Source organism: Afipia sp. GW822-FHT03D08 (assembly GCF_058801645.1).
Genome location: NZ_JBXANK010000001.1, coordinates 64,322 through 88,543 on the forward strand (window position 1 = coordinate 64,322; position 24,222 = coordinate 88,543).

At 56.5% G+C, this 24,222-nt stretch carries 36 protein-coding genes and 1 pseudogene; 20 read left to right on the forward strand and 17 right to left on the reverse strand.

The annotated features are described in order from the left end of the window. Nucleotides 1–43: 43 nt before the first annotated feature. Nucleotides 44–232 carry a hypothetical protein gene (locus tag AC1RM7_RS00325; protein WP_492838221.1) on the reverse strand — a complete coding sequence of 63 codons (189 nt, stop codon included), beginning with the start codon at nt 230–232 and terminating at the stop codon, nt 44–46. A 74-nt stretch (nt 233–306) separates the two neighbouring features. On the opposite strand from AC1RM7_RS00325, the gene AC1RM7_RS00330 reads away from it, so the two are divergent. From AC1RM7_RS00330 to AC1RM7_RS00340, 3 genes are all read left to right on the forward strand, one after another. After that, complete coding sequence (locus AC1RM7_RS00330; RefSeq protein WP_492838223.1) at nt 307–630, forward strand: hypothetical protein; 324 nt, start codon at nt 307–309, stop codon at nt 628–630. A 176-nt stretch (nt 631–806) separates the two neighbouring features. Beyond that, nucleotides 807–944, forward strand: a complete 138-nt coding sequence (locus AC1RM7_RS00335) for a hypothetical protein (protein ID WP_492943866.1) — start codon at nt 807–809, stop codon at nt 942–944. A 27-nt stretch (nt 945–971) separates the two neighbouring features. After that, nucleotides 972–1,196, forward strand: a complete 225-nt coding sequence (locus AC1RM7_RS00340; protein ID WP_492838225.1) for a hypothetical protein — start codon at nt 972–974, stop codon at nt 1,194–1,196. A gap of 227 nt (nt 1,197–1,423) precedes the next feature. Here the strand turns inward: AC1RM7_RS00340 and AC1RM7_RS00345 are convergent, their stop codons facing one another. Continuing rightward, the gene (locus AC1RM7_RS00345) at nt 1,424–1,768 is read right to left on the reverse strand and encodes a Crp/Fnr family transcriptional regulator (RefSeq protein WP_492838227.1); all 345 of its coding nucleotides are present in this window, start codon (nt 1,766–1,768) and stop codon (nt 1,424–1,426) included. Between the two features lie 56 nt (nt 1,769–1,824). On the opposite strand from AC1RM7_RS00345, the gene AC1RM7_RS00350 reads away from it, so the two are divergent. Then, entirely contained in the window at nt 1,825–1,983 is a 159-nt protein-coding gene (locus AC1RM7_RS00350) for a hypothetical protein (RefSeq protein ID WP_492943867.1), read from the forward strand. Between the two features lie 4 nt (nt 1,984–1,987). Here AC1RM7_RS00350 and AC1RM7_RS00355 read toward each other — a convergent pair whose 3' ends face one another. Beyond that, the gene (locus AC1RM7_RS00355; RefSeq protein ID WP_492943868.1) at nt 1,988–2,242 is read right to left on the reverse strand and encodes a con-10 family general stress protein; all 255 of its coding nucleotides are present in this window, start codon (nt 2,240–2,242) and stop codon (nt 1,988–1,990) included. An 858-nt stretch (nt 2,243–3,100) separates the two neighbouring features. On the opposite strand from AC1RM7_RS00355, the gene AC1RM7_RS00360 reads away from it, so the two are divergent. Next, nucleotides 3,101–3,391 carry a hypothetical protein gene (locus AC1RM7_RS00360; protein ID WP_492838231.1) on the forward strand — a complete coding sequence of 97 codons (291 nt, stop codon included), beginning with the start codon at nt 3,101–3,103 and terminating at the stop codon, nt 3,389–3,391. Nucleotides 3,392–3,820: 429 nt separating this feature from the next. Here AC1RM7_RS00360 and AC1RM7_RS00365 read toward each other — a convergent pair whose 3' ends face one another. From AC1RM7_RS00365 to AC1RM7_RS00385, 5 genes are all read right to left on the reverse strand, one after another. Next, nucleotides 3,821–4,309, reverse strand: a complete 489-nt coding sequence (locus tag AC1RM7_RS00365) for a ferritin-like domain-containing protein (RefSeq protein ID WP_492838233.1) — start codon at nt 4,307–4,309, stop codon at nt 3,821–3,823. Next, the gene (locus AC1RM7_RS00370) at nt 4,306–4,443 is read right to left on the reverse strand and encodes a hypothetical protein (protein ID WP_492838235.1); all 138 of its coding nucleotides are present in this window, start codon (nt 4,441–4,443) and stop codon (nt 4,306–4,308) included. The genes AC1RM7_RS00365 and AC1RM7_RS00370 overlap by 4 nt, the downstream gene beginning before the upstream one ends. Before the next feature lie 1,656 nt (nt 4,444–6,099). Further along, complete coding sequence (locus AC1RM7_RS00375; protein WP_492838237.1) at nt 6,100–6,288, reverse strand: hypothetical protein; 189 nt, start codon at nt 6,286–6,288, stop codon at nt 6,100–6,102. Then, nucleotides 6,278–6,544: a hypothetical protein gene (locus AC1RM7_RS00380; protein WP_492838239.1), complete on the reverse strand. Its 267-nt coding sequence runs from the start codon at nt 6,542–6,544 to the stop codon at nt 6,278–6,280. The genes AC1RM7_RS00375 and AC1RM7_RS00380 overlap by 11 nt, the downstream gene beginning before the upstream one ends. Next, nucleotides 6,541–6,696, reverse strand: coding sequence for a hypothetical protein (locus AC1RM7_RS00385; RefSeq protein WP_492838241.1), 156 nt, complete (start codon nt 6,694–6,696; stop codon nt 6,541–6,543). Before AC1RM7_RS00385 ends, AC1RM7_RS00380 begins: the two co-directional genes overlap by 4 nt. A 214-nt stretch (nt 6,697–6,910) precedes the next feature. Between AC1RM7_RS00385 and AC1RM7_RS00390 the strand changes: the two genes are divergently transcribed. Both AC1RM7_RS00390 and AC1RM7_RS00395 read left to right on the forward strand, forming a co-directional pair. Then, nucleotides 6,911–7,159, forward strand: coding sequence for a hypothetical protein (locus tag AC1RM7_RS00390; RefSeq protein WP_492838243.1), 249 nt, complete (start codon nt 6,911–6,913; stop codon nt 7,157–7,159). Between the two features lie 792 nt (nt 7,160–7,951). After that, nucleotides 7,952–8,179, forward strand: a complete 228-nt coding sequence (locus AC1RM7_RS00395; RefSeq protein ID WP_492838245.1) for a DUF6894 family protein — start codon at nt 7,952–7,954, stop codon at nt 8,177–8,179. Nucleotides 8,180–8,236: 57 nt separating this feature from the next. On the opposite strand, the gene AC1RM7_RS00400 is transcribed toward AC1RM7_RS00395, so the two are convergent. From AC1RM7_RS00400 to AC1RM7_RS00410, 3 genes are read right to left on the reverse strand one after another with little or no spacing between them, the layout of a single operon-like run. Next, nucleotides 8,237–8,608 (reverse strand): hypothetical protein, encoded by a 372-nt coding sequence (locus AC1RM7_RS00400; RefSeq protein ID WP_492838247.1) that lies wholly within the window; start codon nt 8,606–8,608, stop codon nt 8,237–8,239. 23 nt (nt 8,609–8,631) lie between these two features. After that, nucleotides 8,632–9,009 (reverse strand): response regulator, encoded by a 378-nt coding sequence (locus tag AC1RM7_RS00405; RefSeq protein ID WP_492838249.1) that lies wholly within the window; start codon nt 9,007–9,009, stop codon nt 8,632–8,634. Nucleotides 9,010–9,038: 29 nt separating this feature from the next. Beyond that, nucleotides 9,039–9,218 carry a hypothetical protein gene (locus tag AC1RM7_RS00410; RefSeq protein WP_492838251.1) on the reverse strand — a complete coding sequence of 60 codons (180 nt, stop codon included), beginning with the start codon at nt 9,216–9,218 and terminating at the stop codon, nt 9,039–9,041. A 167-nt stretch (nt 9,219–9,385) separates the two neighbouring features. On the opposite strand from AC1RM7_RS00410, the pseudogene AC1RM7_RS00415 reads away from it, so the two are divergent. The 6 genes and pseudogenes from AC1RM7_RS00415 (at nt 9,386) to AC1RM7_RS00440 (ending at nt 13,405) form a co-directional block, all read left to right on the forward strand. Further along, nucleotides 9,386–10,556 (forward strand): annotated as a pseudogene (locus AC1RM7_RS00415) (zinc-dependent alcohol dehydrogenase). A 235-nt stretch (nt 10,557–10,791) separates the two neighbouring features. Then, nucleotides 10,792–11,250 (forward strand): hypothetical protein, encoded by a 459-nt coding sequence (locus tag AC1RM7_RS00420; RefSeq protein WP_492838253.1) that lies wholly within the window; start codon nt 10,792–10,794, stop codon nt 11,248–11,250. Between the two features lie 654 nt (nt 11,251–11,904). Continuing rightward, the gene (locus AC1RM7_RS00425) at nt 11,905–12,222 is read left to right on the forward strand and encodes a hypothetical protein (RefSeq protein ID WP_425989939.1); all 318 of its coding nucleotides are present in this window, start codon (nt 11,905–11,907) and stop codon (nt 12,220–12,222) included. 28 nt (nt 12,223–12,250) lie between these two features. Next, a complete protein-coding gene (locus AC1RM7_RS00430) occupies nt 12,251–12,856 on the forward strand; it encodes a general stress protein (protein WP_492838255.1) in 606 nt (201 codons plus the stop codon). Nucleotides 12,857–13,050: 194 nt separating this feature from the next. Beyond that, nucleotides 13,051–13,308 carry a hypothetical protein gene (locus AC1RM7_RS00435; RefSeq protein WP_492838788.1) on the forward strand — a complete coding sequence of 86 codons (258 nt, stop codon included), beginning with the start codon at nt 13,051–13,053 and terminating at the stop codon, nt 13,306–13,308. Continuing rightward, nucleotides 13,271–13,405 carry a hypothetical protein gene (locus tag AC1RM7_RS00440; RefSeq protein WP_492838763.1) on the forward strand — a complete coding sequence of 45 codons (135 nt, stop codon included), beginning with the start codon at nt 13,271–13,273 and terminating at the stop codon, nt 13,403–13,405. The genes AC1RM7_RS00435 and AC1RM7_RS00440 overlap by 38 nt, the downstream gene beginning before the upstream one ends. Nucleotides 13,406–13,515: 110 nt before the next feature. On the opposite strand, the gene AC1RM7_RS00445 is transcribed toward AC1RM7_RS00440, so the two are convergent. From AC1RM7_RS00445 to AC1RM7_RS00460, 4 genes are all read right to left on the reverse strand, one after another. Further along, complete coding sequence (locus AC1RM7_RS00445; protein WP_492838257.1) at nt 13,516–13,821, reverse strand: hypothetical protein; 306 nt, start codon at nt 13,819–13,821, stop codon at nt 13,516–13,518. A 1,356-nt stretch (nt 13,822–15,177) separates the two neighbouring features. Then, nucleotides 15,178–15,303 carry a hypothetical protein gene (locus tag AC1RM7_RS00450; RefSeq protein ID WP_492838259.1) on the reverse strand — a complete coding sequence of 42 codons (126 nt, stop codon included), beginning with the start codon at nt 15,301–15,303 and terminating at the stop codon, nt 15,178–15,180. Between the two features lie 138 nt (nt 15,304–15,441). Further along, nucleotides 15,442–15,810, reverse strand: a complete 369-nt coding sequence (locus tag AC1RM7_RS00455; protein WP_492943869.1) for a hypothetical protein — start codon at nt 15,808–15,810, stop codon at nt 15,442–15,444. Nucleotides 15,811–15,896: 86 nt separating this feature from the next. Continuing rightward, a complete protein-coding gene (locus tag AC1RM7_RS00460; RefSeq protein WP_492838261.1) occupies nt 15,897–16,067 on the reverse strand; it encodes a hypothetical protein in 171 nt (56 codons plus the stop codon). Between the two features lie 177 nt (nt 16,068–16,244). Between AC1RM7_RS00460 and AC1RM7_RS00465 the strand changes: the two genes are divergently transcribed. From AC1RM7_RS00465 to AC1RM7_RS00490, 6 genes are all read left to right on the forward strand, one after another. Then, entirely contained in the window at nt 16,245–16,469 is a 225-nt protein-coding gene (locus AC1RM7_RS00465) for a hypothetical protein (protein ID WP_492838263.1), read from the forward strand. Then, a complete protein-coding gene (locus tag AC1RM7_RS00470; protein WP_492838265.1) occupies nt 16,466–17,437 on the forward strand; it encodes an NAD(P)/FAD-dependent oxidoreductase in 972 nt (323 codons plus the stop codon). Before AC1RM7_RS00465 ends, AC1RM7_RS00470 begins: the two co-directional genes overlap by 4 nt. Nucleotides 17,438–18,121: 684 nt before the next feature. Then, nucleotides 18,122–18,988: a hypothetical protein gene (locus tag AC1RM7_RS00475; protein ID WP_492838267.1), complete on the forward strand. Its 867-nt coding sequence runs from the start codon at nt 18,122–18,124 to the stop codon at nt 18,986–18,988. Next, nucleotides 18,981–19,598: a YtxH domain-containing protein gene (locus tag AC1RM7_RS00480; RefSeq protein WP_492838269.1), complete on the forward strand. Its 618-nt coding sequence runs from the start codon at nt 18,981–18,983 to the stop codon at nt 19,596–19,598. Before AC1RM7_RS00475 ends, AC1RM7_RS00480 begins: the two co-directional genes overlap by 8 nt. Continuing rightward, entirely contained in the window at nt 19,582–19,974 is a 393-nt protein-coding gene (locus tag AC1RM7_RS00485; RefSeq protein ID WP_492838765.1) for a phage holin family protein, read from the forward strand. The genes AC1RM7_RS00480 and AC1RM7_RS00485 overlap by 17 nt, the downstream gene beginning before the upstream one ends. Continuing rightward, nucleotides 19,971–20,672: a hypothetical protein gene (locus tag AC1RM7_RS00490; RefSeq protein ID WP_492838271.1), complete on the forward strand. Its 702-nt coding sequence runs from the start codon at nt 19,971–19,973 to the stop codon at nt 20,670–20,672. The genes AC1RM7_RS00485 and AC1RM7_RS00490 overlap by 4 nt, the downstream gene beginning before the upstream one ends. A gap of 598 nt (nt 20,673–21,270) precedes the next feature. Here the strand turns inward: AC1RM7_RS00490 and AC1RM7_RS00495 are convergent. Both AC1RM7_RS00495 and AC1RM7_RS00500 read right to left on the reverse strand, forming a co-directional pair. After that, nucleotides 21,271–21,558, reverse strand: coding sequence for a hypothetical protein (locus tag AC1RM7_RS00495; protein WP_244434531.1), 288 nt, complete (start codon nt 21,556–21,558; stop codon nt 21,271–21,273). Between the two features lie 189 nt (nt 21,559–21,747). Continuing rightward, nucleotides 21,748–22,698 (reverse strand): LysR family transcriptional regulator, encoded by a 951-nt coding sequence (locus tag AC1RM7_RS00500; RefSeq protein ID WP_006020085.1) that lies wholly within the window; start codon nt 22,696–22,698, stop codon nt 21,748–21,750. Between the two features lie 349 nt (nt 22,699–23,047). Here AC1RM7_RS00500 and AC1RM7_RS00505 point away from each other — a divergent pair, with 349 nt between their 5' ends. Next, on the forward strand, nt 23,048–24,181 hold the full coding sequence (locus AC1RM7_RS00505) for an ABC transporter substrate-binding protein (protein WP_081758768.1): 1,134 nt from the start codon (nt 23,048–23,050) through the stop codon (nt 24,179–24,181). The last annotated feature ends 41 nt before the right edge of the window (nt 24,182–24,222 follow it).

The window sequence follows — 24,222 nt, forward strand, 5'->3', positions numbered from 1 at the left end:
TCAATCGTAAAACCTGAACTGCCGTTCCGCGCAGAGGTCCCGATCAGGCGTCCAGCCGCTCGGCTGTCCGATCGGGAGTGATTTCGCCGTCGAGCCAGTCCTGCTCGTTCGCAAGCGCGAGCCAGGCTTCGGCCATCCGCCGATAGCGCTTCGCTTCGGTTTCCTTGGTCGCGGCCTGTGCGAGCTGCGCACAGTTCTCGGCATTTTCCCTGAACCTTTGAAAGTTGTTCATGCGCGGGATCTCCTCTTCATCGATGGCCGATAAGATTTACCGTCGCCGAGGGTTTTCGGTGGACCGGCTACGATGTGCGCGACGGCGACCTGGGCGACGAACTCGCAGACCTGCTTGTCGGCCGCGAGCATCAAGGCTTCACGCCCGCCGTGCGGCTTCTCTTGCTCGGCCTTGGAAAGGGTCAGGACGTAGGCTCGGGCGCCAAAATCGTCCTAGCCTATATAGACCGTGACATCTCCGGAATCCAGCACAAGGGATGGTGTCCACCTGAACGCATGACCGCAACCGAACAGCTTGGTTCAATCGCCGGATTCTATCCCGGTTCCGCCAGCGGAAGCAAAAAAAGCCCTGCAACGAGCGAGCCGTATGCAGGGCGAGGGAAGATTGCGCCGTCTTAAGCGGATCTAATCGGCAAGCGCCTCGATCGTTCCATCCGCTAAGAATTTTATCCAGATCATGATGCAATACAGAGGTCGCCATGCGCGTCTCGGTCGAGGGTTGAGTCGGTTACCGAACAGACAGTGGAAAATCTATACAAATAAGATCGGACTCTAAAAGCGAAAGGGTTTCGCGAGTGCGGCAGCCGATCGACGAGTTTCTAGACCCAAAAACGCGGCGTCTCACCTTACTTGAGCGATGCATGATTGCGCTCGTGGTTGTCGGCACCGCGCTGTTCCTTGCGGGTACGAGCTATTATTTCCTGGCGATGTGAATGACCGTTTAACAAAAGAGGCCATCAATGCCCCACGCAACTAAGAAGCCGCCGGTCGAAATGAGATGGAAGCAACTGGCGGAAGAAACCCGAGCAGAGGCAATCGGACTACCCCACGGCCGCGCACGCGATGCGATGCTCAAAAAGGCCGAGCAATTGGACACAGCTTGCCGCGTGAATGAGTGGATTTCTTCGCCAGGACGGCGGCCGCCGGCCGAATTGGCAAAGCTTAAATCCTACAAGCTCGTCTGATGCCCCGGGTTTTAAAAACCAGTTGGACGCCCGCGCAAGATGCGCGGCTTAGAGATTTGGCGGAAGCGGGCGCTTCCCAGATACGCATCGCCGCGGCTCTGAAAAGACCCATGAACGGTGTCATGATTCGAGCGCGTTTGCTGGGTGTTGAAATTCGTACCGTCAAAGCGATCAGGGCGAAGATACGTGACGCGGAGCGTGTCGCCCGAGGATGGGAAGGGTATTTATCACCGGTCATCATTACGGCCCAACAATTGGCCGTAATGTTCCTTGACCGTCTCATAACATTCGCAGGCGCTATCCCGCAGACCTTCGACATCAATAATTTCGATCTTACCACGCGTGTACTTGATTATTCCGGCTTCCTGAAGTGTGCGCGCGACCGTTGTTACGCTGGTGCGTCGGACACCAAGCATCTCGGCTAAAAACTCTTGCGTGAACGGGAGATAATCACTTCTAGATAAATCGCGAGCACGTAATAACCATCGGGCGAGCCGAGCGTCGATTTCGTGGTTTGCCATGCAAGCGGTTGATTGCTGGGCCTGCGCGAAAAGAGTCTGCTCGTGCCTCATTATCCTTGCAATGAGATTCTCTGATTGGAGTGCGGCGCCGAAAGTGAATCGCCGTCATGACCGTCTCGTTGATCCATCGCTCGTTCGCGCTGCTGCTGTTCGCGGCGCTGGATGTCGCTCATGTTGCGGCGAGTTCTCTTCAGCCATTGTCTTGGCTCACCGGCATCTTTGGAAAAAGGGAAGGGGAGGCTCGGAGAATCGAGCCTCTCCTCTGATCAACTAGCTTTGGCCGCCCTTTCGGCCCGCCTCGCTTGCTTTCTCGCGATCATTCGCAAAGTTGCCGGGATTTCCCGACTGCCCACTGCCGCCCTGCTGTCCGGCAGCTCCGCCGCCCTGCTGCTGCTGGCCTCGACCGCCGCCGCCTTGCGGCTGTTGTCCGCCATGGCTGTGCTCGCCACCCTTCTTTCCTGCTTCCGATGCCCGCTCCGGGTCGTTAGCAAAGTTTCCAGAACCGCCGCGTTCTTCGTTCGCCATCTTTCATCTCCATGATTGGCTTCGAACACGCGGCCAACAAGCTACTCTTGAGCTGGTTGCAAAATCAAAAAAGAAATTTTTGTGGCCGCTGCGTTGGCGCGCGTCGCGCATGCAAGGTCGGCGGCAGTCTGATCTCCGATCACTTTACGAACGTTGTCGGCGGGGGCGGTGTATTGTCTCCGATGAGCAAGGTGATGCCGATTGCAGTGATGCACGAGGGCCGGCCGAACGGAGCGGCGTGCGGGAGAATTACTTTCACGAGCAGGGCGTTCCGGTTCTATCGCGGCAATGGACGTCACGATCGACGGCGCGCTCTCTTAATTGTCGGGGGGCGCCTGATGGACCCAAATAACAGGCAGGACCCTTCGACAATTAAACTCGGCCCTTCCGACATGCCGGGGAAGCGTTGAGCAACTTCGCCGCCTGTTTCAGGGATTAACTAGCGGTGTTGGCGCAAGATCAATCCGATCGCGCATGTATCGTGCGAGGCCTTCTGCCCGGAACGCAAGTTGTTGATCTCGAGCCGGGCTAACGCTGTGAAAGCTGATCTTTTATGAGTTCCCGTCGGGCCAGACCAATATGTCGGCGCCGGCGGGCCATCCGGTACTTCCGGCGGCTTCCCTCCTAATCGCATCTCGCATTTCGGCGGCTTTTAAGGGGCTTCATTAAAGCACTCTCACAACGGGCCTCACTGTTACTCGAAACTCAATCTCGCTCCGGTTCGAAATGCATTATCCATTGATGGCGCGTGAAATTGCCGAGCGGCAAAAGTGAATTACCCACTGTTTCTGTCGAGGAGGAACCGCATAACGGGTGATCCGTTGAGGGTTCGGCAGGAAACAAAAGGAGATAAAACTAATGAAGAAGATAGTATTGATCGGTGCTTGCGTGGTGGCAATGTCATCCGTGAGCGCCTTCGCACAGAATCCGCCAGCTCAGAACAGCGCCAATCCCAGTGTCAGCCCCAGCGCCGCCGGCACACCAACTCCGTCCAAGCCCAGCAGCGGCGATACGGTGGGAAACAACTCGGGGGCTTCCAACAGCGATCGCGCCACCGTTCCAGGATCTCTGAGTGCAGGCGGAACATCGCCAGGTTCGCCGAACACCAGCCAGCCCGGCGCGAGTAAAACTGGTGGTAGCGGAAACTAAAAAAGCTGCCGCGTCATCTTTCGGTGGCGCGGCTTTTTCTATTTGACGGCTTTGTGATCCGGGCCGATGCGAGGACGCCTCAGGCCCTCCGGTAAAACAGGCTGATTGCTTGGCACAGGTTCAGACCGGACATCCGCACCCCATTGGGCAGCTTCGTGCGGCGTCATAGTTTCCTTGACTTGGTTCGGCTGAGGGGCGCCGCTCAATGTAACCGGGTCGTAGACTCCGCGCCGCTCGTCCACCAGGTCCGTTCTAGATTGCTGGTCCGGCTTGGCCTTTGGGTCCGCCATTTCTAATTCCTCGGGCAGTTGGCCGGCGCGAGGGAAAGGCCTTCCGCGGCACCCTTGTCACGAGTGGCCTCCACCGTCCGCCCAAGCTTCATCGCGGTTATGTGGGTCGGAGTCATGCACGCATGCCCCTCGGCATAATTTATCGCGCCTGCCGAGCGAGGAAAGCTTCCGTCACCCGTTCGACGTTGTCGGCGATCCAACCTGCCATCGTTTTTTCTTCCTGGAGATTTGCTTCAAGAAGCGGTTTGCAGGCCATTGCCCCAGCCGGCCCAGTCAAGGCGAGCAGCGATTTATAGGCGGCGATTTCAAAATTCTCGAATGCGTTATTGGCGAACGTGTTTTTCAGTATCTCATCGTCGGCAACAGTATGTGCCAACGCAGCCACATTACCCATCACTGACTGCGCGGTATCCTTGAGCGCGGATGAATCCTCTCCGAATGTTTTCAAGCATTCGTCGAGGCGCTGCAACTGAACGTTTGTTTCCGCCAGATGCGACACGACCCGTTCCTTGACCTCAGGATAGTCGTCCAGACGCGTCGATTGCCGTTCCAGCATTTCGCGCGCCTGCGTTTCCATTGCGTGAGCATTGCGCAATCCGGTGATGAAAAGTTCCTTTGCGGTGGTCATTGCTTCTCCTTATTCGGTGTTGGTTGAACATTTGCGGCGTCTTCCGCTTCGCGCTTGCCCATAGCTGCTTCCCGCCGCTGCTGTTCTCGACGCTGCATGTCGTCAATTTCTTTGCGCGTTTTTTCATTGGACATGAGCGACGAACGATCGGAATTCGATATGGTTCCTGACCGCAGCTTCTGTCGGGAATGGGCTAATCTTCGAAAGAAGCCGGGGTTAGGACTGCCTTGTCCGCCCCGTCATCCTTTGGGGTGGCGCGGCTTTTTTGCTTCATGGAATCGATGCGAACCCCGGCGTTAGGGACGCTGAAAACGCCGGGGCCGCTTAGACCCCCGCCGCCGGATGACGTAGGAGCGACGGGGGCCTTTCCGGAGGGGTACATCCGCCCTTGGCATCCGAACGTCGCTTATCCACTCCCGTTCCGAACCGAAAGCAAAAATCAGCCCGACCGGCGCAGGGCATTTCCGATTACGTCTACTCCGGCCGGGCTTAGCCGCCGGAGTTCCGGCGACATACGCCCAACCGGGAAAGTTCTTTCTCCGTTCCAGTCTCGTTCATCACCCGAAAGGATTACTCGATGCCAAGACGACTACAGCTCTTAGGAAAATACCGGGATCTATTGGCTGGCGTGTTGACTGGATACATGCACCTACACAGGTACACGGCCGCCAACTGAGGCGGTCCTACATTTTAAAGATGTAATATGCGTAGGCTGCGGCGAATGTCAGCAAGCCCGTAGCGATCACTGCGAGCAACATCCATTCTATTGCCGACTTGCGACGCCGTTCAAACCCGTTGCTGAGCTTTGTCATCCGCGCAGTTTCGGTGAGTTGCTGCAAAATTCAAGTGGGCCGCCCTTTCAAATCCATGAGGAGAAGCGGCTTGCAGGCATCGCCCCAGCCGGCCCAGTCAAGGCGAGCAGCGATTTGTAGGCGGCGATGTCAGAATTCTTGAATGCGTTAAAGACGCGAACCTACTAAACTCAGGCCCGCTCAGCTTCGCGCTGGGCGGGCTTTTTCTATGCCGCAGAACGGACTCTTGGGTGCGACAACTTGCCGGGAGGCTTGATGTGTTGATCGGCTCGAATGTGCTTCTGGCGGGTTGTGCGGCCGCAGGCATCGCAGACAAACTCGTGTTCGATGACGACAGGAGCATACTCGACGAGTTGAGACCATACCCACAGCATCGGTCTTGCGCAGTCAGGGCAGATCGGAGCCTCGAGGTTCTCAAGGGACTTTCTGATATTGTCGACCATAGCGAGCTTCTCTGTGGTCGGGAAAAATGCACCAACTATCTGCGTGGAGCAAGCCCGGAGGCGTTGGCTTTCCGCCCACGATTCGTCGATCTCTGATCATGCCATGCACCGCCATGGCTATTAAACAGGTTTCCCTATAGGCTCGAGCTTTCCGGTTAGCCGCATTTTATGAATTTGGCCGCGTCATCCTTCGGGTGGCGCGGCTTTTGCTTTTCCGTTCGGGATCTTCGGACGGCTGAAGAAACGGCGACTTTGCAGCCAACGGCTGCCGACGCGATCGGGTCGTCCCCGCATTCCGCGCAGACGAGCGAGGTCCTTGAGTTCTGCCCCACATTTCGAGAAATGCGCTTTCTGGCCCACGACCCCGGCCTCCGGGGTTATCGTGCCAATGCTGTTTTACGATTTCAAGTTGAAACCTCTAGAAATCTTCTATCCGAAGATCAGCCAAGCTCCGATGCCAACGATAGGCAAGAGCGCGATAGCACCGATCAGGATCGGGGAAGGTTCGTGTCCATTGGGCGGGAACTGTTTCATCTCAATCTCGCGGGCTGCGGTTGGTCGGAGCGAGAGACAGGCCTTCCGCCTTCACTTTGTCCCGGATCGAATCTTCGGTCCGGCCCAGTTTCATCGCGATCAGCCGGGTGGGTGTGTTCTCGGTGATCAACGTCTTCAGCGTCTGAAGATCATCGGCGCTCCAAGGCTTGCCATCGTTCTCATTTGCCATTCGAGGTATCCTTCCTTTCTTCAATTCGTTTACGCTGCGCCTCGTAGTAAACTCGCTCTGCCTGCCTGGTTCCCGAACCGCGCTTCCCGATATTCCGGGCGAGACGTTTGTGAGCCTGGATCAGGTCATGATCGTCCAAGATCACCATCAGTTCGCTGAGAACACATCTTTCGTCACGCGGTCCCGGCTCGGTGTAGGCCGCCAGCACGTCCTGTGCGCGCGCGATGGCCTGCAAAACTATCTGTTCATCTGTCACGGCTTTCGCTTTCGCTTAATCCAGGGACGATCGGGCTTCGTGCCGCCGAGGGTTTTCGGTGGACCGTTCACAATGTGCGCGACGGCGACCTGGGCGACGAACTCGCAGACCTGCTTGTCGGCCGCGAGCATCAAGGCTTTCACGCCCGCCACGACGTGCGGCTTCTCTTGCTCGGCTTTGGAAAGGGTCAGGACGTAGGGCGTCGGACGAGGTTTTAATCGGCTTGCCCTTCCGCGGCGTGATCGGACGCATGAGGCGCGTGTCCCACGACATCAGACCAGCCTCAGCGAAAACTGGCGGGTATGGCTTGTATAGGAATCGACGAAGTCCTGCAGATGGGAGGGGGACGGGCTGGCCGATAATGTCGTGGCGACGCTGGATCTCTCGCGCGATGTCTTCGGAGACGTCAGCAGACCATCGTTCGGCGGTGTTGAAACTCACCACGCGAATGGGGTCGTTGAACTGGCCGCTGATGAGGTCCTGGATTGTGGTGTCGAGGTCCGCTTTCTCGACATCCGTCTCGCGGTAGGCACGTCCGATCTGGCCAAAATCGTCCTCGACGATATAGACCGTGACGTCACCCGGATCCGGCACAAGGGATGGTGTCCATCCTGAACGCATGACGCAACCTCAACGCAACTGAACAACTTGATTCAAGTGCGCTGAGCTGAAGGGGTTCCTTCGCCTGAGGCTAAGTCGGCTGAAGCGGCAGGTCTGGGATGCTTTAAAAAATCTTTAGAATTGCGAAACAATTAGGGGTCATTGATCCTAAAGCGGGTTTTGATGGCTTTTCGTAGCCGGCCGGCGAGCTCGTCCTTGGCGTCGCCGACGGTGACGGGCAGATATTAGAGGAAACAATGGGTGTCGTGATGCCCGAGCTCCACTTCGCTAGAGTTTTCCTCGGAGTGTTCTGCACACATTGCGGGGAACCTAACGGAATATTTGCATGTGGCCCCTCGACGTTCGATGTGCCTGATATCGCCGCAGAAGGCACCTTCAGGCTAACCTGCTCGCACTGCCAAAATTCCGATGATTATGACGCGAAAAGCATTCGCTACCTAGAGGCGTCTCTCGCACTGTGATGTCGCCTCGGCGAAAAAAAAGACCGCGCCGGAAACCCAAGAAGGCGACCGACGCGGAAGGTCAGAAGGATGCTTGTCCTACCGGACAATCATAAAACCGAAGCTCGGCCGATCTGTTCCGAGTAGGACAAAAAATGGCGAACTTTACGGCCGAGCGCGATGCATTGCTAAAGAAAGCGCGTCAGCTTGAAACAGCGTGACATTTGAGTGAGTGGATCTCCTCACCGGGGCTGCGGTCGCCGGCCGAGGTGACAAAACTAAAGCTGTAACTGTGGGCTGAACTTTCTCCTGAGAGCGGATTTGTCTCCTCTCAATGGGAGGAAAAATGCCTCGGTATTTTTTCAACATCTTCCACGATCGCGCTCATATCGACTTCGTGGGCGAGGAGTTGCCGGATAAGCATGCGGCTTGGGCGGAGGCGACGCGTACCGCCGGCGATATCATCAGGGACCTCGACGGCCAGTTGAGGCCTGGCCATGACTGGCGCATGGAAGTGACAGACGAGTTCCAAAATCCGCTATGGGAAATTCACGTCAGAGCTGAAAAGAAGTGAGGGGGGATTCTGCTGGGGCGAGCTAAGACGACATATGGGCAGCCCGGATATGATCTGTCACGCCGGATATCGTGATGCGCGCTCCGCAAAAGCAATGCGACCAGCCGTCAGAGGATTGCGTCGCATCCGGCACCCGGCGTCCCACACCGCATACTTCCAAGCGGTGTGCGCCTCCTGAAATCGGAAGGCGTCACGATCAGCCTCCGTAATCGTCGGCGCAACCCGGTCCCAAGCTTTCTGAAATTCGGCCCGTGCTTCCTCGAACGTATCGGCGTTTCCAGTATCGCCACCCCAGCATCCCCACTGCCAGATCACCGCGCCGCCGGTGCTGACGACTTGCCGCATTAGTCCAACGCGAACGTCACCGTCCCAGATGCTCCACTGCTCAAGCTTCTCGGTGTTGTCGCGGCGGCGGGTGAGGGCGGTCATGCTGAGCGTTGTTCCACTGCGGCTTATGTTGCGATGCCATTCATGGCGGTCTCTATCGTGCGCGTGAGCGTTTCGATCTGAAAAGGCTTTTGCAGCGACGGACGGTCGTGAAATTTTTCGGGAAGGCTTCGCGGGCCGTAGCCGGTGGCGAACACGAACGGCTTGCCGCGCAACTGGACGGCTTCGGCAACAGGCGTGATCGCCTTGCCGTTGAGGTTCACGTCGAGAACAGCGAGGTCGAAGTCGGTCGCATGAGCGAGTCTGACGCCTTCGTCGATGTCGCCGGCTTCAGCGGCAATCGTATGGCCAAGCTCGGTTAGCATGTCGGCAATCATCATGCGGATCATGACTTCGTCTTCGACGAGCAGAATCGATAGTGGAAGTCCTGCTTTGCCCTGCACGAGCATCCTCCGCGCACACTGAGGCGGTCTTACTTCTTTTTGCGATCTAGGCGCACGACCATCCGGTCACGTTGCCAAAGCTCGATATCAACCCCCTTCAGGAGCTTCTTAGCCTCAGCAATAGCCGTGTCGTCGTCGGGACAATCAAGGACCCGGACGTCTTGGAAATGATCATCCTTACCGACCAAATATGCTCGATACTCAGCCATCGAACCCGCCTGCACGGGAACAATTAATCCGGGATCGAAGCGCAGTCCACACTGTTTATGCCGCAGCCCGGGAGTTCGAGGCCCATGCGGGGGCGCTGCGCGTTATTTCGGTATGTCCGGAACAGTCTTGTTAGCGATTAGTTGGCTTGGCTCATAGGAGGTGAGTTATGCGCGCATTATGTTGGCACGGAAAAGGAGATGTACGGGTCGATACAGTTCCAGATCCAAAGATTCAGCATCCGCGTGATGCGATCATAAAAATCACCGCCTGTGCTATATGCGGTTCCGATTTGCATTTGCTCGACGGCTATCAGCCGACGATGAAAAGACCTCGGCCACGAAAATATGGGCGAGGTGATCGAGGTGGGTTCTGAGGTTATCAATCTCCGTGCTGGTGACAGGGTTGTGGTCCCATTTACGATCAGCTGTGGTCAGTGTTGGTTCTGCCAGAATGGACTTTTTTCTTGCTGCGACCGCACAAATCCCAACGCTGAGCTCGCGGTCAAAGCCATGGGTCATTCGCCTGCCGGCCTGTTTGGATTTAGTCACATACTCGGCGGATATAGTGGGGGGCAGGCGGAATATCTGCGCGTGCCGATGGCAGACGTTGGCCCGATAAAGGTTCCAGACAACGTGACCGATGAGCAGGCTCTTTTCCTGTCGGATATCTTTCCAACGGGATACATGGCGGCAGAGAACGCGCAGATTCGTGATGGTGACACTGTAGCGATCTGGGGCTGCGGTCCTGTTGGCCAGTTCGCGATCCGCTCTGCGCTTATGATGGGCGCTGGTCGAGTCATAGCTATTGATGAGGTCCCCGAGCGGCTTGCTATGGCCCGAACCGGGGGAGCGGAAACAATCGACTTCTCAAAAACCGATGTTTACGACGAACTTATGATGCTGACCGACAAGCGGGGGCCTGACAGTTGCATCGACGCGGTCGGTTGCGAGGCGGCTGGTCATGGTGCGGCAGATGCGATCTTGGATAAGGTAAAGGCCGCGACGATGCTGGCAACTGATCGGGTCCATGTCTTACGGCAGGTGATTATGTGCTGCCGGAAAGCCGGAACGATCTCAATTCCTGGCGTATACGTTGGGATGGCGGACAAAATCCCTATGGGTGCCGCTATGAACAAGGGCCTTACCATCAAGACGGGACAGACCCACGTCCAAGCATACACAAAGCCCCTGCTCGAGAAAATTCAAGCTGGCGAAATTGATCCAAGCTTCGTCGTAACGCACCCGGCGAGCCTCGAGGATGCACCTGAAATGTACAAAAAATTTCGAGACAAGGAAGATGGAGTTATCAAAGTCGTTATGCGGCCTGGACGACAGTGAGGAGTTCATAGCCCGCTGCGATGGTCAGTTATGAAACGCAACATCTCTTCAAAGGCCAGGCGCAATGATGGCTTAGCTACAAACTTGCCCTCTGTTGGTTGTGTCGCGTCATCCTTCGGGGTGGCGCTTTTGTGTTAGCGAAAGTCGTCGTTATGACTAATCGTCCTTTTTACGGTCATCGTCGGCTCCCTGCTTCCGCCGCTTCGCCGAAAGTATCGCCGTCACGACCGTCTCGTTGGTCCGTCGCTCGTTCGCGCTGCTGCTGTTCGCGGCGCTGGATGTCGCTCATGTTGCGGCGAGTTTCTCTACAGCCATTGTCTTGGCTCACCGGCATCTTTGGAAAAAGGGAAGGGGAGGCTCGGAGAAATCGAGCCTCTCCTCTGATCAACTAGCTTTGGCCACCCTTTCGGCCCGCCTCGCTTGCTTTCTCGCGATCATTCGCAAAGTTGCCGGGATTTCCCGACTGCCCACTGCCGCCCTGCTGTCCGGCAGCTCCGCCGTCCTGCTGCTGCTGGCCTCGACCGCCGCCGCCTTGCGGCCGTTGTCCGCCATGGCTGTGCTCGCCACCGTTCTTTCCTGCTTCCGATGCCCGCTCCGGGTCGTTAGCAAAGTTGCCAGAACCGCCGCGTTCTTCGTTCGCCATCTTTCATCTCCATGGTTGGCTTCGAACACGCGGCCAACAAGCTACTCTTGAGCTGGTTGCAAAATCAAAAAAGAAATTTTTGTGGCCGCGGCGTTGGCGCGCGTCGCACATGCAAGGTCGGCGGCAGTCTGATCTCCGATCACTTTACGAACGTTGTCGGCGGGGGCGCTGAACACGCGTCTCACGGTGTCGCGCGTCCTTTAGGCGTTCGCGGTGTATTGTCTCCGATGAGCAAGGTGATCCCGATTGCGGTGATGCACGAGGGCGGGCCGAACGGAGCGGCGTGCGGGAGAATTACTTTCACGAGCAGGGCGTTCCGGTTCTATCGCGGGCAATGGAGGTCACGATCGACGGCGCGCTCTTAATTTCGATGACGGCAGGATCGCGTGGCGCGTCCCGGAAGACATTGCAACGCTCAGTCAGGATCGGCCAAAGGCCAATGCGTTCCGGTTGAGCGCTCTGATCCTTCACGCGCCGCTGGCAGCAGCACGAGATCGTGCATCCCGACAAAGACCCACTTCCGTGGGATGCGCGCCAGTTTCTGAGAGCGATTGGGCGGAGACTTGCGGGCCTCGAAAGCCAGCGGAAGATTCAGTCGCGACTTTCAATAGCTCGGAACAAACACTGTAGCGATCAGTTGAAGGCTCCCAAGCCGGAGCAGGCGCGCGTTCGTTTTCAGCGAGCGATAATCAAAGGAACAAATGAATGAAACACAGAATCGTTAGAGCCGCGGCGTTTGCCGCCTTGTTCGTATCTACTGCCGCGTTCGCACAAACGCCTGCGGCTTCTGGCCCAAGCAACAACGCCGTGAACACGCCCGGACAAAATAATTCTGACAAGCCGGTTGAAGGGCGCAACAGCTTCACCGAGGACCAGGCCAAGGGCCGTATTGAAGCGGCGGGATACACGGATGTATCCGGCCTCAAAAAAGATGATGCGGGGGTCTGGCGCGGGAAGGGGTCAAAGGGCGGCTCAGTCAAGGATGTGAGCCTAGATTTCCAGGGCAACGTCAATCCTCAGTAATCGACCTCTCAAATAAGGATTCACTCAAATGACTGTTACCATTTCTCGTCTCTACAACAGCTATTCAGAAGCAGCGAAAGCCGTGAGCGAGCTCGAAGCCGCAGGCGTGCCCCACTCGGACATCAGCATCGTGGCCAACAATTCGGACAATTGGTATTCAAACAATGGCAAGGTCGACAAGGACCGGGACGGTGTTGACGATCGTGCTGAAGGTGCAGGCAAGGGCGCGGGCGTCGGCGCAGCACTTGGCGGGACAGCCGGGCTTCTCGCAGGATTGGGCTTGCTAGCGATTCCCGGTATCGGACCGGTTGTTGCCGCCGGTTGGCTTGCGGCAACAGCGGCAGGTGCGGCTGCAGGTGCTGCAACAGGTGGTGTTATCGGCGCACTCACGGAAGCCGGCGTGTCAAGAGAAGACGCGGAGACCTATGCCGAGGGTGTGCGACGCGGCGGGACAATTGTATCCGCACGGGTTCCCGATTCTAACAGGGCAAAACTTGAGGCGGTATTGAACCGTTCCGCCGTCGACGTGCAGTCGCGGAGAACCTCGTGGCAGAAGTCTGGCTGGAAGTCTTTTGATCCCGCTGCAAAGCCGTATACCGCTGACGAAGTTCGCAAGGAGCGCATGCTGTACTGAACTAAAAACAGTCGTGACTAAATAAAGCCCGGGAACCCCCGGGCTTTTTCTTTCGAAGCCTTCGTTACCAGCGGCGACCGTGATGCCAGCCACCCCGATCTTATGTGTTGGAGAGTCGTCGACGGACAAATCATCCGGGTGAGGAACGGACGACGTTAAAACCGTTTGTCGCGGAGTAGCGTGGAGTAAAGCGTATGACCCCAGAACAGCGCGTTGCGGCAGCGGTGAGAGATGCTCAGCTCGTGTTGTCGGCATATGTTGAGCCCGGTTTTAGAAATCCCGAGCGGACCATCAACGAGCTTTTCAACGTGCTCGACGACTACCAGCTGATCGAGGCTCTGGAGACATTCGAAAATGGAGAACCCTGCAAAGAAGGTCCAAGCCGATCGCGGGAGGATAAACCTGAGCGAAGACTTGGAGCAGAAGTACTGGACAAAAAGCGTTGGGGTTAACGGCAAACAGCTTGAAAGGGGGTCGAGAAGGTTGGCAACACCGCGCCGAGGTCCTAAGGAATCAGGTTTTATAGGTACCGCTCATCAGCTGCAATGAGCGGCACGGCGCGTGCCTGCGGTTTTTGAAGCAGGGCCCGCGCGCTTCTCATTGGGGGTATCGCAGTTCCTGCTACGTGCGCGCGTTCTCAGTCCTGAGGCGCACCTAGCTCAGAGCAACTCCACTTGGTGGGTCCGGATAACGATTTTCCGCTGCTTGAACGTGCTTTCAAGCTGGGCGCGATATTCCCGCCACCAATCCCGATCCAATTCTTTCGCCATTACCTCGAATACCACGATCTCGTCTCTCTCGAGCTCCCCCTCCGCCCGCGCTGTCCCTTCGGCCGGAGCGCGGATAAAGGCAGTGGCGCCCCCAAAGGCGTCGGTCAGGTGTTCCTGAACAGCCCTAAAGAGGCCTCTCGGAAAGGGCGTCCCGCGGTTGTCCTGAAGAGGTAAGAGCAATTCGATAAGATGCATGATCGACAATTCAACGAACTGGCGTGTTCACAGTTCCCGTTGTAGTAAACGCGAACCGCGCGGGTGGTCCTCTTTCGCCCTAGGATCAGCCGATCCAATGCCGGAAGATTCGAGTTGGTCTGGGTTCAAAATCGGGAAGTTTAGAGCCATACAAACTGAGCTTTGCCATCCGGTAACTAAAATGTGGCTACATGGGGTGCTGGTTTGAAGGTGTCTCATGCAACTGGTCCCAATCACAGAAATCGATCGGTCATGGTCGAAGCTAAAATCCCAATGGGAGACCGAGAGTGCCTCTCTGCGAGAGGATTTTTCGACGTTCGCCGTAGGCACATTTTCCGCACTGGATCCGCTGGCTTTCAAAGATGCAAGAGAAAGCGGCCTTTTCGGCCTTAGGCAGGAAGATTCATTCTTGGCCTTTTGCCAGGTCAGCCGATTGCTCGTGAAGAAATATACAAGCCCAATGTTGCGCGCTCGCTTTGTTACGGTGTCGCCTAAATTTGACTTCGGAGTTGCGGGCTTAGAGGAATACGCCAATGTCCTAGTGCAGATTTTCTCTGGCGTTGTATGGCTCGCGCGAAGTCAATTGCCGGCATCACACTTGAGATTTCACTTGCGAAGCCCTGCTGACGCTCAGTACTTCGCAGGATTACAAGCGTGCTCGATCGAACAAAACCCTTTTCGAGAATTCGGCATCCGCGGCTCTTGGGTGGAGTGTACTCTCAGAGCAGGCTAGCCCTTGATCATCCTTACCGACCAAATATGCTCGATACTCAGCCATCGAACCCGCCTGCACGGGAACAATTAATCCCGGACCGAAGTGCAGTCCATACTGTTTCTGTCGCAGCCCAAATAGCAAAAAATTAAGTTAAATCAGGCCGCCCCTAGAGATTAAAAAAGGCCAGTACTAGACGGCGGTGAGTGCGGTCATGCCGGCTTCCCGGCGCGCGGGACCTCGGTTTCGGTGCATTCGGATCGTACAGGCTGACGAGGTTGGGCCGGTGCGCATTACAGCTCACGCAAAGCAGGGACTTGCTGAGCGTGTGAACCTGTTGCGTCGCCAGTCTGGTGACCTCTCTCAGGTCAAAGTCCCTGGTGTGACCGCACGCCCGGCACTCAACCCGGAGCATCGAATATCCGCCATCGATCGCGGCCCCGATCGTAGGCGACGGATCGGCGGCGCCGCCTATGCTGGCGCACGTTCCATTCCTGACACGCCAGCCGGTGAGCGACGTAGTAGGCTTCGATCGCTTCAGCAAGCAGTCGCGGATGCTCACGCTGTGCCGCCTTTAATTCGCGGACATAGTGTTTCCGGTCGCCGCCTGACATTGGGAGTCGGATTACGCGCGGGGACCATGATCAGCCCTCCCGCTTCAGATCCTGCTCAAGCTTCGCCCAGGCATCGGCGTCGGCCTTTCGGGCCTCGTCCATCGCAACGTCGAACGCGGACGGCTTCGCGCGTGAAGTCGTCCACGGCCTTGTCATCGGCGTATCGGGATTTGGTCCGGCGGAAGAACGACAGGATGCTCATGAGAAGCATTCAAGCGCACGCGACGGCGGAGGTAAATAGTCCTAGATGTTGTTATGGAGGGACAACGGACCTACAGCCCCTGCGGAAGGAACTTAGCGCTTCGTACGCGAGCGTAGAGCCTCTGCTAATCGAATATCAAAATCTGCTTTGCGCTCTCTGAGTGGACGATCAAAAAAGTTATCTCTCGCGATCAAGCCTCGTGCTTCGTCAGCCTCAATCTGATTAACGTTGCAATCCTTAAAAATACAGTTCGTAAACGCAAGTTGCTCAGTCGCGGCATCAAACATAATAGTACAATCAACAAAAAGGCAGGCGTCGAACCTTAGAAAGAGAATACGCGATCTAAAATCGAATCTCTCGCCAAAGAATTTCTCGCGCCAATAAACACGTTCTTCGTTCAAGTTGGCCATCATCTTAATTTTATTGCCTAGTCCCGCGCGGCGTAAACCCCGAACGTGCATTGTCGTACTTGCGCGAACGACAAGATGAAATCGGCCGAAAATTTGCGGGTCAGCGGCTCGCGGTAAGGAACGTACCGCGGCAAAGATCACTGCAACGCGACTTTAATTGCCTGAGCTTCATCGGCTTCGGCCTCCTCAACGAGCGAACGGATTTTCGATTCGAGGTCTGAACCGTTTATCCGGGCGACATCGAACGCACGATGTAGGGCTGCGACCAAATCGCTTTCCCACACATTTTCAAATTCCAATACGACCATGACAGCACCCGCGAGTTGCCGCATCGTACCGCAATTGCAAATGCTTTCCAATTGGCGACTCATTCAACAAGCACAAAGTGAGTAAGTGCAGCCAAGCTACCATATAGAGTAGTCGGCGGATTGACCCATTACCAAAAGGGGCATCTCATCATTGCGGGCAGACCAGAGGAGTCCGCTATGAAAATATCCAAGTCAGCATCCATCGAAGAAAAGTGGAAAAGGCAATTTGAAGCTCTTCGTTTGAAAGCAGAAGGGTTGCCACACGGAAAAGAAAAAGACGCACTCCTCAAGATGGCACGTCAATTAGAAACGGCGTCGCAGATCAATCAGTGGATTTCTTCGCCGGGGCTGAAGCCGCCAACCGGTGCCCCGTATCATCCGTCGGAAGGTGATGGGCATTGACAGCGCGCGCTTTATACCAACGTGAAGTTGCCCTCAAGCTAGAGTCTCAAAAGGAAATTTGCGTGGAAGTAGAGGTTCTCATCGTCGGCGGAGGCCCGGCGGGATTAAGCGCCGCATTGGTCCTTGGGAGGTGCCACCGAAAGGTATTAGTTTGCGATGCTGGCAAGCCGCGTAACCGAACCTCCCATGCAATCCACGGGCTTCTTGGATGGGACGGATCGGCTCCGTCGACCTTCTTGCAGGAAGCTCGACGAGAGTTAATCCGCTACAAGCGGGTCTCAGTCGTCGAGACGCAGGTCACTAACGTCGGCCCTATCCATGACGGCTTCAAGTTTGAATGTGCCGACGGCACGGCCGGCTTCGCCTCCAAGGTTTTGGTAGCAACGGGCATCGTTGACGAACTGCCTAGACTTGCGGGGATCGAAGAATTTTACGGCCTGTCCGCCCATCACTGCCTATACTGTGATGGCTTTGAGTACGCAGACAAACCGGTTGCAGCATACGGCAAGGGCGACAAGGGCGCCGATCTAGCCATCATAATGAGGCACTGGATTGCCGATGTTGTCGTCTGCACTGACGGAACAGAAGTCAGCCCAGATGCTGCAGCAAAGTTGGAACATTACGGAATTCCGCTTCGAAGCGAGCTCATTCGATTCCTGCATGGTGCAGAAGGCAAACTCAAGACTATTAGGTTCGAAAGCGGGCCGGACCTTGAGCGCGCGGGGCTCTTTTTCTCCACGGGCTGCAATCAGGCCTCGGACTTGTCGCAGCGTCTGGGCTGCACGCGCGATGAAAAAGGCGGTATTATCACCGATCCTGCTACCGAGGAAACGAGCGTGGCGGGTGTATATGTTGCCGGGGATGCGTCTCGCGACGTTCTACTCGTGGCAGTAGCTATTGCAGAAGGCGCCAAAGCGGCGGTCGCCATCAACAAATCATTCTTAAGGCGCGACGGGTTCTGCGATTAACGCGGGACGATTCGACCTGCCTGCTCCCCGCGCGATTGATCTTAACGCCAGTCGTCGATGCGAAGGGCCGCATTCTGTGTGTGCCGTTCGCAGGGTGCCGTAAAGGCCCTGGGACGGTGCCGCTGGGCAGAAGCAGTTAGTCTATTCGTCCGGTCCAAGGCCGGGTGATTGTGGAACTTAAGGTCGAGCCGTAACGGTTTGACGGGGAAAAAATTCCCCAGTCACTTTCATTGGCGTCGATTCTCTTTCCATTGCGGACTCCTCACGGAGGTTCGCTTGCTGGCGAACGTTACTTTTGAGGTTTCGTCGTCAGCGACGGTATACGCCATGGCCGCAATCCGATCTCATCACCGATAGAGCCCAGATGGTCGTCTGCGCGGGCGCTCTGGACCTTCCTATTGAAAGAAAAAGAGGGTGCATCACCTTCTATAGGAACAAGGAGCATAACCGGGAGTTCAGGCTGAACAATAGGCCAAGGAGTCCCAAACCATGCGACAACCAGTCAGCCCATCGTTGGGTGAGCTTAAGCGAGAAACGGAGGAGACGCGTGCCGTTTTAACCCGGACGGTTGAGCAACTCCGAACAAGCGTCTCAGACACCGCTGACGACCTACGTAAGCGCATAAGTCCGGACTCAATAAAGGGTGAGATTCGCGAATATGTTCGCTCACGGGGAGAACGCATTGTGGCGGACGTTACGGCGGCTGCCCACCGCAACCCGATGCAGGCCATTGCGGTCGGCGCAAGCGTCGCCTACCCCCTTCTGAGGCTTGTGCGCGCGATACCTCTCCCGGTGTTAATGGTTGGAGCAGGCTTCTTCTTTGCGGGAACGAACGCTGGCCGTGTCGCGACGCAGAAGGCATCAGACCTAGTTTCCGATCTCGCTGATGAGGCAAATAGAAAAGGCCACGACATAAGCGATAAAATCGGGGAGTCGTTCACCGCCGCCAAAGAACTCACATCGGATGTAGTCGAACGAACGCGGGCGAGCGCGACGGATGTCAAAGAAAGCGTGACTGATCTTGCGAAATCTGCCGCGGATAAAGTTGGAACGATCTCGACAGACTTAGCCGACGTCACTCGCGAGGCGGTTAGATCCCGCGGAGAGCCGGCGGAGAGGACTCCGAGCGCACTCCGAAGTAAGAGCGCTGATTTATCCCACCGCACCGGGAAGATCATTACGGATACGATCGAACAAAACCCGCTCCTCGTCGCTGGCATTGGTTTGTTAATAGGCGGTCTCATCGCAAGCGCTCTTCCCAAGACCGAGTTGGAGGAGCGTGTGGTAGGCGAAGCCAGCGAGGCTGCTAAACGTCATGTTCAAGACGCGGCGTCCAAAGGCTTCGAAACAGCTAAAACGGTAGCCGGCGAAATCGTCGAAAACGTTGCTCGCCAGGCAGGTGCGGAGGGATTGACAGGAAATCAACTCGGCGCCGCGGCGAAGGATATCGGTGTACGCGTGAAACGTGTTGCTGAAAGTGCAGTTACGACGGCGTTCGATCCAGACAGTGAACCCAACTCAGGCAGTGGCGGAGGAATTAAAAATGACTAACGAATTCACAACCGCGGATCAACGCGCATTCACTTCCGGGCAAACCCAAAAGTCGGATGAGGTGAGATTATCAGCGACCAGTTTGGGCGAGCAGGCGCTATCTGTCGGTAGGGAGTTAAAGGACAAGGCTCTCGATTTGGCTGATACGTCGAAAGACGTTCTAAAGGAAAACGCCTCGGAATTTGTGGAAGCAGCAAAGGATGTCGCATCGCAAGCGACAGATAAGATTAAGCAGGCAGTTGATGATCGGAAATCGACGGGGGCAGATTACGTAGGAAGTGTTGCAGACGCGGCCCGTCGTGCGGCCCGAGAATTCGAAGCAGATCTACCTTTGGCCGCGACTTACATTCGAAAGGCCGCGACCCAGATCGAAGGCATGTCGGAGCACATTCGAACCGGCAACCTCAGTGATGTGGTGCGAAATGCCCAGTCCTTCGCACGGCGGCAACCCACGGCGTTTTTGGGGATTGCGGTTCTCGCCGGCTTCGGGGCTGTCCGTTTCCTGAAGAGTTCATCGGAAGAAAGCCGAGGACCCGACGTCGGGACCGCCATCAATACTCCCCCCGACGGGGCGAAGTCTGGAGGTTATCGTGATGACTTCTCCAAGTGAACGGTCAATCCCGGAACTGTTCGGGGACGCGGTAGGCCAGTTGGCGAAGCTCATTGGCAACGAATTCGCCCTGGCCCGCGCTGAGCTAACCGAAAAAGCAGCGCAGGGGAGCCGAGCCATGGTCATGATTGTCATGGGCGCGGGATTAATGATGCCGGCGCTGGTCATGTTGTTATTTGCGGGATCGTCTTTGCTGATCGAATACGGCTTTTCGGACGCAACAGCATATCTGCTCGTGGGGGGTATTGCCGCGCTCGGTGCGGTTTCGCTAATCGCAGTCGGCATCGGTCGCTTATCAGGTGGCGCGTTAAAACCCTCAGAGCTGTTGGATCAGGTCCAACTGGATAAATCGGCGGCAAAGGAGATGATACGATGAACGCCTCCCCAGACAGAAATTCGAACTTCATAAACGAACTCACAGAGTCTGCCCGCCGTAATCCAATATCGGCAGCCTTGATAGGGATGGGCGTCGTTTGGTTGCTGGCTGACCGTAGGACAGTCAATCGCGTCGGAGACCTTTGGCGCAACACAAGCATGGATCGGCTTCCTGACGCGGTAAAAGACCGTTTCCAAGATGTGAAGTCTGGGATTGAGGAGGGTGCCGAGGCAGTGACACGCGCCGCAAGCAATTCCGTGAATGCCGTTTCGGAAAGAGGGGCAGACGCGATCCGCCAAGCTACTGATTTCGCTAAGAGCGCGTCGAGGGGCGACGACTTCTTCGAACGGGCGCAAGCCAACTTGGCCCATATGTTCGAGGCACAGCCCTTGGCGCTGGGTGCTATCGGTCTAGCTATTGGGGTTGGCATAGCGGCCGCCCTGCCGTCGACTGATGTGGAGAAAGCCTATCTGGGCGACGCAAGCCAAACATTGAAAAGCAGAACGGCGGAAATAACCCGCGGACAAATTGACAGCGCGACGACACTCGTAAATGAGGTAATTGACGCCACGTCCCAAGAAGCACGTAAACAAGGCTTAACATCTGAAGCTCTAAAAGCGGCGGCAGGCGATGTCGCTGATAAGCTAGGTCGGGTGGTTGACGCTGCACGCTCGGGAGTAACGAATCAAGTTCGCTGACTAGTGGAGAATAGTTACTCGCGTCCGTTCATGAAGGAGAAGCGCGGAGGAGGCTGGTTTGGAGCAAGCGACGGTCGCCTCGCTTCTAAGAGGAGGTGCTCAGTTCGTTCGGCGCGCCCTGCAGGCCTCCGCTCCTACCCCATGACCCACCCAGGAAGCTGACGTCGGCGATGCGTATTTCCGCTTCTCGGCGCAACCAGTGATAGGAAAACGTGGGACCAGCAATTCCAAGCGTGAGCCAAAAGAAGCGGAGCGGGCCTACCGTCCCATCTGGCCTCATGACTGGCCTGCCGCCGGACCAGTGGTCGGATCGCTAAGTGGTTCGATTAAGCCCCGCCTGGTACTAATCCCGCGTATGAATTCCCTGTTATTCAACAGAAATTCCCTGTTCCTCGAAGTATTTTCCCTGTTAATTTGAGTAGGGAATTGTCGAAAAACCTCTGCGGCACGGTGATTTCTTGCTTCAAGATGTCTCTGGACGTTTCGAAATTGCAGATTTCCCTGTAAAATTCCCTGTTTGCAGGGAATTTGCTTGGAGAGGGGCGCGATCACCACTGCGTCGCCAGCCAGCTAGTCCGGATTTTAGAGAATATCCTTCTTAGGCACCAGAAAAGCCCGCGAAATGCGGGCTTCTTTGACGACGATGAGTCTCTAAGACACCAGTTGTCGAACTTTTGCGGCGAGAGGGCGGCGGAAGCGCAGGACTCTTCTTCGCCGGGGCTTGCCATGGGATCTCGATCGCATCCGCATGGTCCGGCTGCAGGCGGATCGTGATCTTCTTAGGGTAAACGATGACGTCAGAAACGGAATCCACGACATGACGTCTGAGCTGATCGTCGGGAGCTTGCGGGTCGACCGCGAGGTGCTCCCGGATCGCGTTGATCACAAGTCCTTCGACGAGTTGCGCCGAGATGCGAGCGACCGAGCCAGCTTGAGCCTTTCTGCCGCGTATAATCGCCCATAGCGGACATTGTATGGAGATAAATTATTGGTACCTGCCGAACGTTATCCTCGGTTCGTTCTTGCAATGCCTGAAAGCCGACACACGTCGCAGCAAGTTCAACCGCGCCGCATTTCACGCGGGCAACGGCTTGTTTGTCCTTCCCCCGCGAAGCCTTGCGCGCCAGGTCCCATGCTCCACCATGTCCGCGATCAGGTCCGCCATCGCGCGGGCCACTGCCTCGCTGCCGCGCGTATTCATGGTTCTTTGCGAAACCACCACGGACAACGTCCATGATGGGGTGGGATCGACGATGGGTACTGCAACCATCTCTCCTCGCGCGATTTCATCCAAAAATGCGAAATGCGGCATGATCGCCAGAAATCCCGAATGGCAGACCATCTTGGCAATTGCCGGCAGGCTGTCGCAATCCTTGACGTTGATGGCAATGTCGTGTCGGGCGGCAAGTTGCTCGATCAGAGCGCGCGCCACGTTCGGGCGGCCAGGCAACACAACAGGCGATTTGAAGACGTTCTGAAACGGGACTGATTTTCGCTTCGCAAGGGAGTGGTGGCTGCGCACGAAAAGCATCAGTTCTTCCGTCATCATCTCGGTCCATGCGACGTGTTCGAAGGCCTTGTGATTGTAAAGCAGCGCCACATCGAGGCGGCCCGCTTGAATCAGTTCATCGAGATAGCCGGTCATTGCTTCGACGATATGAAGGTTCACATTCGGCAGAAGTCTTCCCATCGTGCGGATGAGCTCGACGGAGATTCCGCGGCACGCCGATGTCGGGAGGCCGACAGTGACGCGTCCGGACGGATCCGACGATTGGAGACGGATTGAATCCTTGGCGTCATCGACCTCCTGGAGAATCCGGCAGGCGCGGTCATAGAGCTGCTGGCCTTGCTCCGTCACGGTGACGCCTCTGGCGTGGCGCACCAGAAGCTGAACACCGAGTTCTTCCTCCAGGCTCTTGATCTGTTGGCTGAGTGAAGGCTGTGCGATACGCAGCACCTCGGCGGCGCGGGAGAAGTTTCCGCTGTCCGAAATCTGCACGAAGTATTTAAGTTGTCGTAGGTCCATTGAGATCTCGATGCGTTGAGCATGCGCCGTCGGATTTTTATCAGCCGGTCGATGCAAATCTATTGAGCAGTTATAATTACCTATTGCCTATTGTCATAATTTATCCAACGTAATCATTAGCTTGCATTGGATTTATATGCATCAAACGCGTGCAGTGCATCATCAATAGGTTATGCCTATAGATCTCATCGGAATTTGGTCTTTGTTTGGCCGACGCGCCTCCGATTAGCTCGACCTCACCGGACATGCCTTGCGGCTGTTCAATTGAAGAGCGGGAGATGTCGACATGATTTCGCAGACGAGGATACGAGACGGGCTGATTGCCGGAACCGCTTTGCTTGTGCTGGCGATGGCTCCTGCCTATGCGCAGCAAAAGCCTTGCATCGGCAACTCGGCGGCCGTCACCGGGCCGGCGGCGTTCGGCGGGCTGGCGATCAAGATGGGCGCCGAGACTGCCATCGATGAAATCAACGCCAAGGGCGGTGTCCTTGGCCAAAAGCTGAGCCTTGTTCAGTATGACGACGCTGGCGCACCTCCGCGGGGCGTTGACAACACGCGCCGGATCGCGCTTTCCGACAAGTGCATTGCGATCCTCGGCGGATATCACTCGACTGTCGCGGTTGCGCAGGCTGAGCCGGTGAATGAAATCGGAATTCCCTATGTCGGCGTGCTGGCCGCGAACACCAAAGCGATCGAGAACGGTCGCAATCCGAACTACATGTTCCGCGTCTCGGCGAAAGACAAGTGGGTCGCGCGCTTCCTCGTCGAACAGGCACTGAAGTCGTCCAAGACCGGCAAGATCGCATTTCTCTACGAGAACACCGGCTGGGGCAATGGCGCGCTGCCCGACGTGAAGGATGCGATGGCCAAGGCTGGCAAGGAGCTTGCCGCCGCTGAGACATTTAACTGGAACGATCAGGACATGACGCCGCAGGTCATGCGCGCGCGCGACGCAGGCGCGGACGTGGTGTTGCTCTGGGCTCTCGATCGCGAGGGCAACCAGATCGTCCGCTCCATGGATAAGGTTGGCTACAAGCCTGCGATTATCGGTGCATGGGGCATCGCCGGAAACCTCGGTGAACTTGCCGGGCCGCTCGCCAACGGCGTCCAGGTCGTGCAGACCTACACCTTCATGGGCGAAATGGATCCCAAGAAGAAAGCGTTCTGGCAAAAGCTGCAGGCGAAGTACGGCGTCAAGGATCCCTCGGAAATCAAGATGGGCTCGGGCGTCGGCAACGCCTACGACGCGGTCTACATCATTGCCAAAGCGATCGAGAAGGCCGGATCGTACGACTGGAAGAAGGTTCGTGAAGCTCTCTACACCGTGAACTACGAAGGCCTCGTCGCCGACTACAAGCCGGCGTTCGATGCGGCTGATCCGGAGCGCCAGGACGCCATTCTGCCGAAGTATTACAAGCTCACGGTCTGGTCCGACGGCAAACTGCTTCCCATTGAGCAGACAAGCTTCAACAAGACGAACTGATCGCGATCCGATCTCCACCGATGGCCCCTCGCGGCCATCGG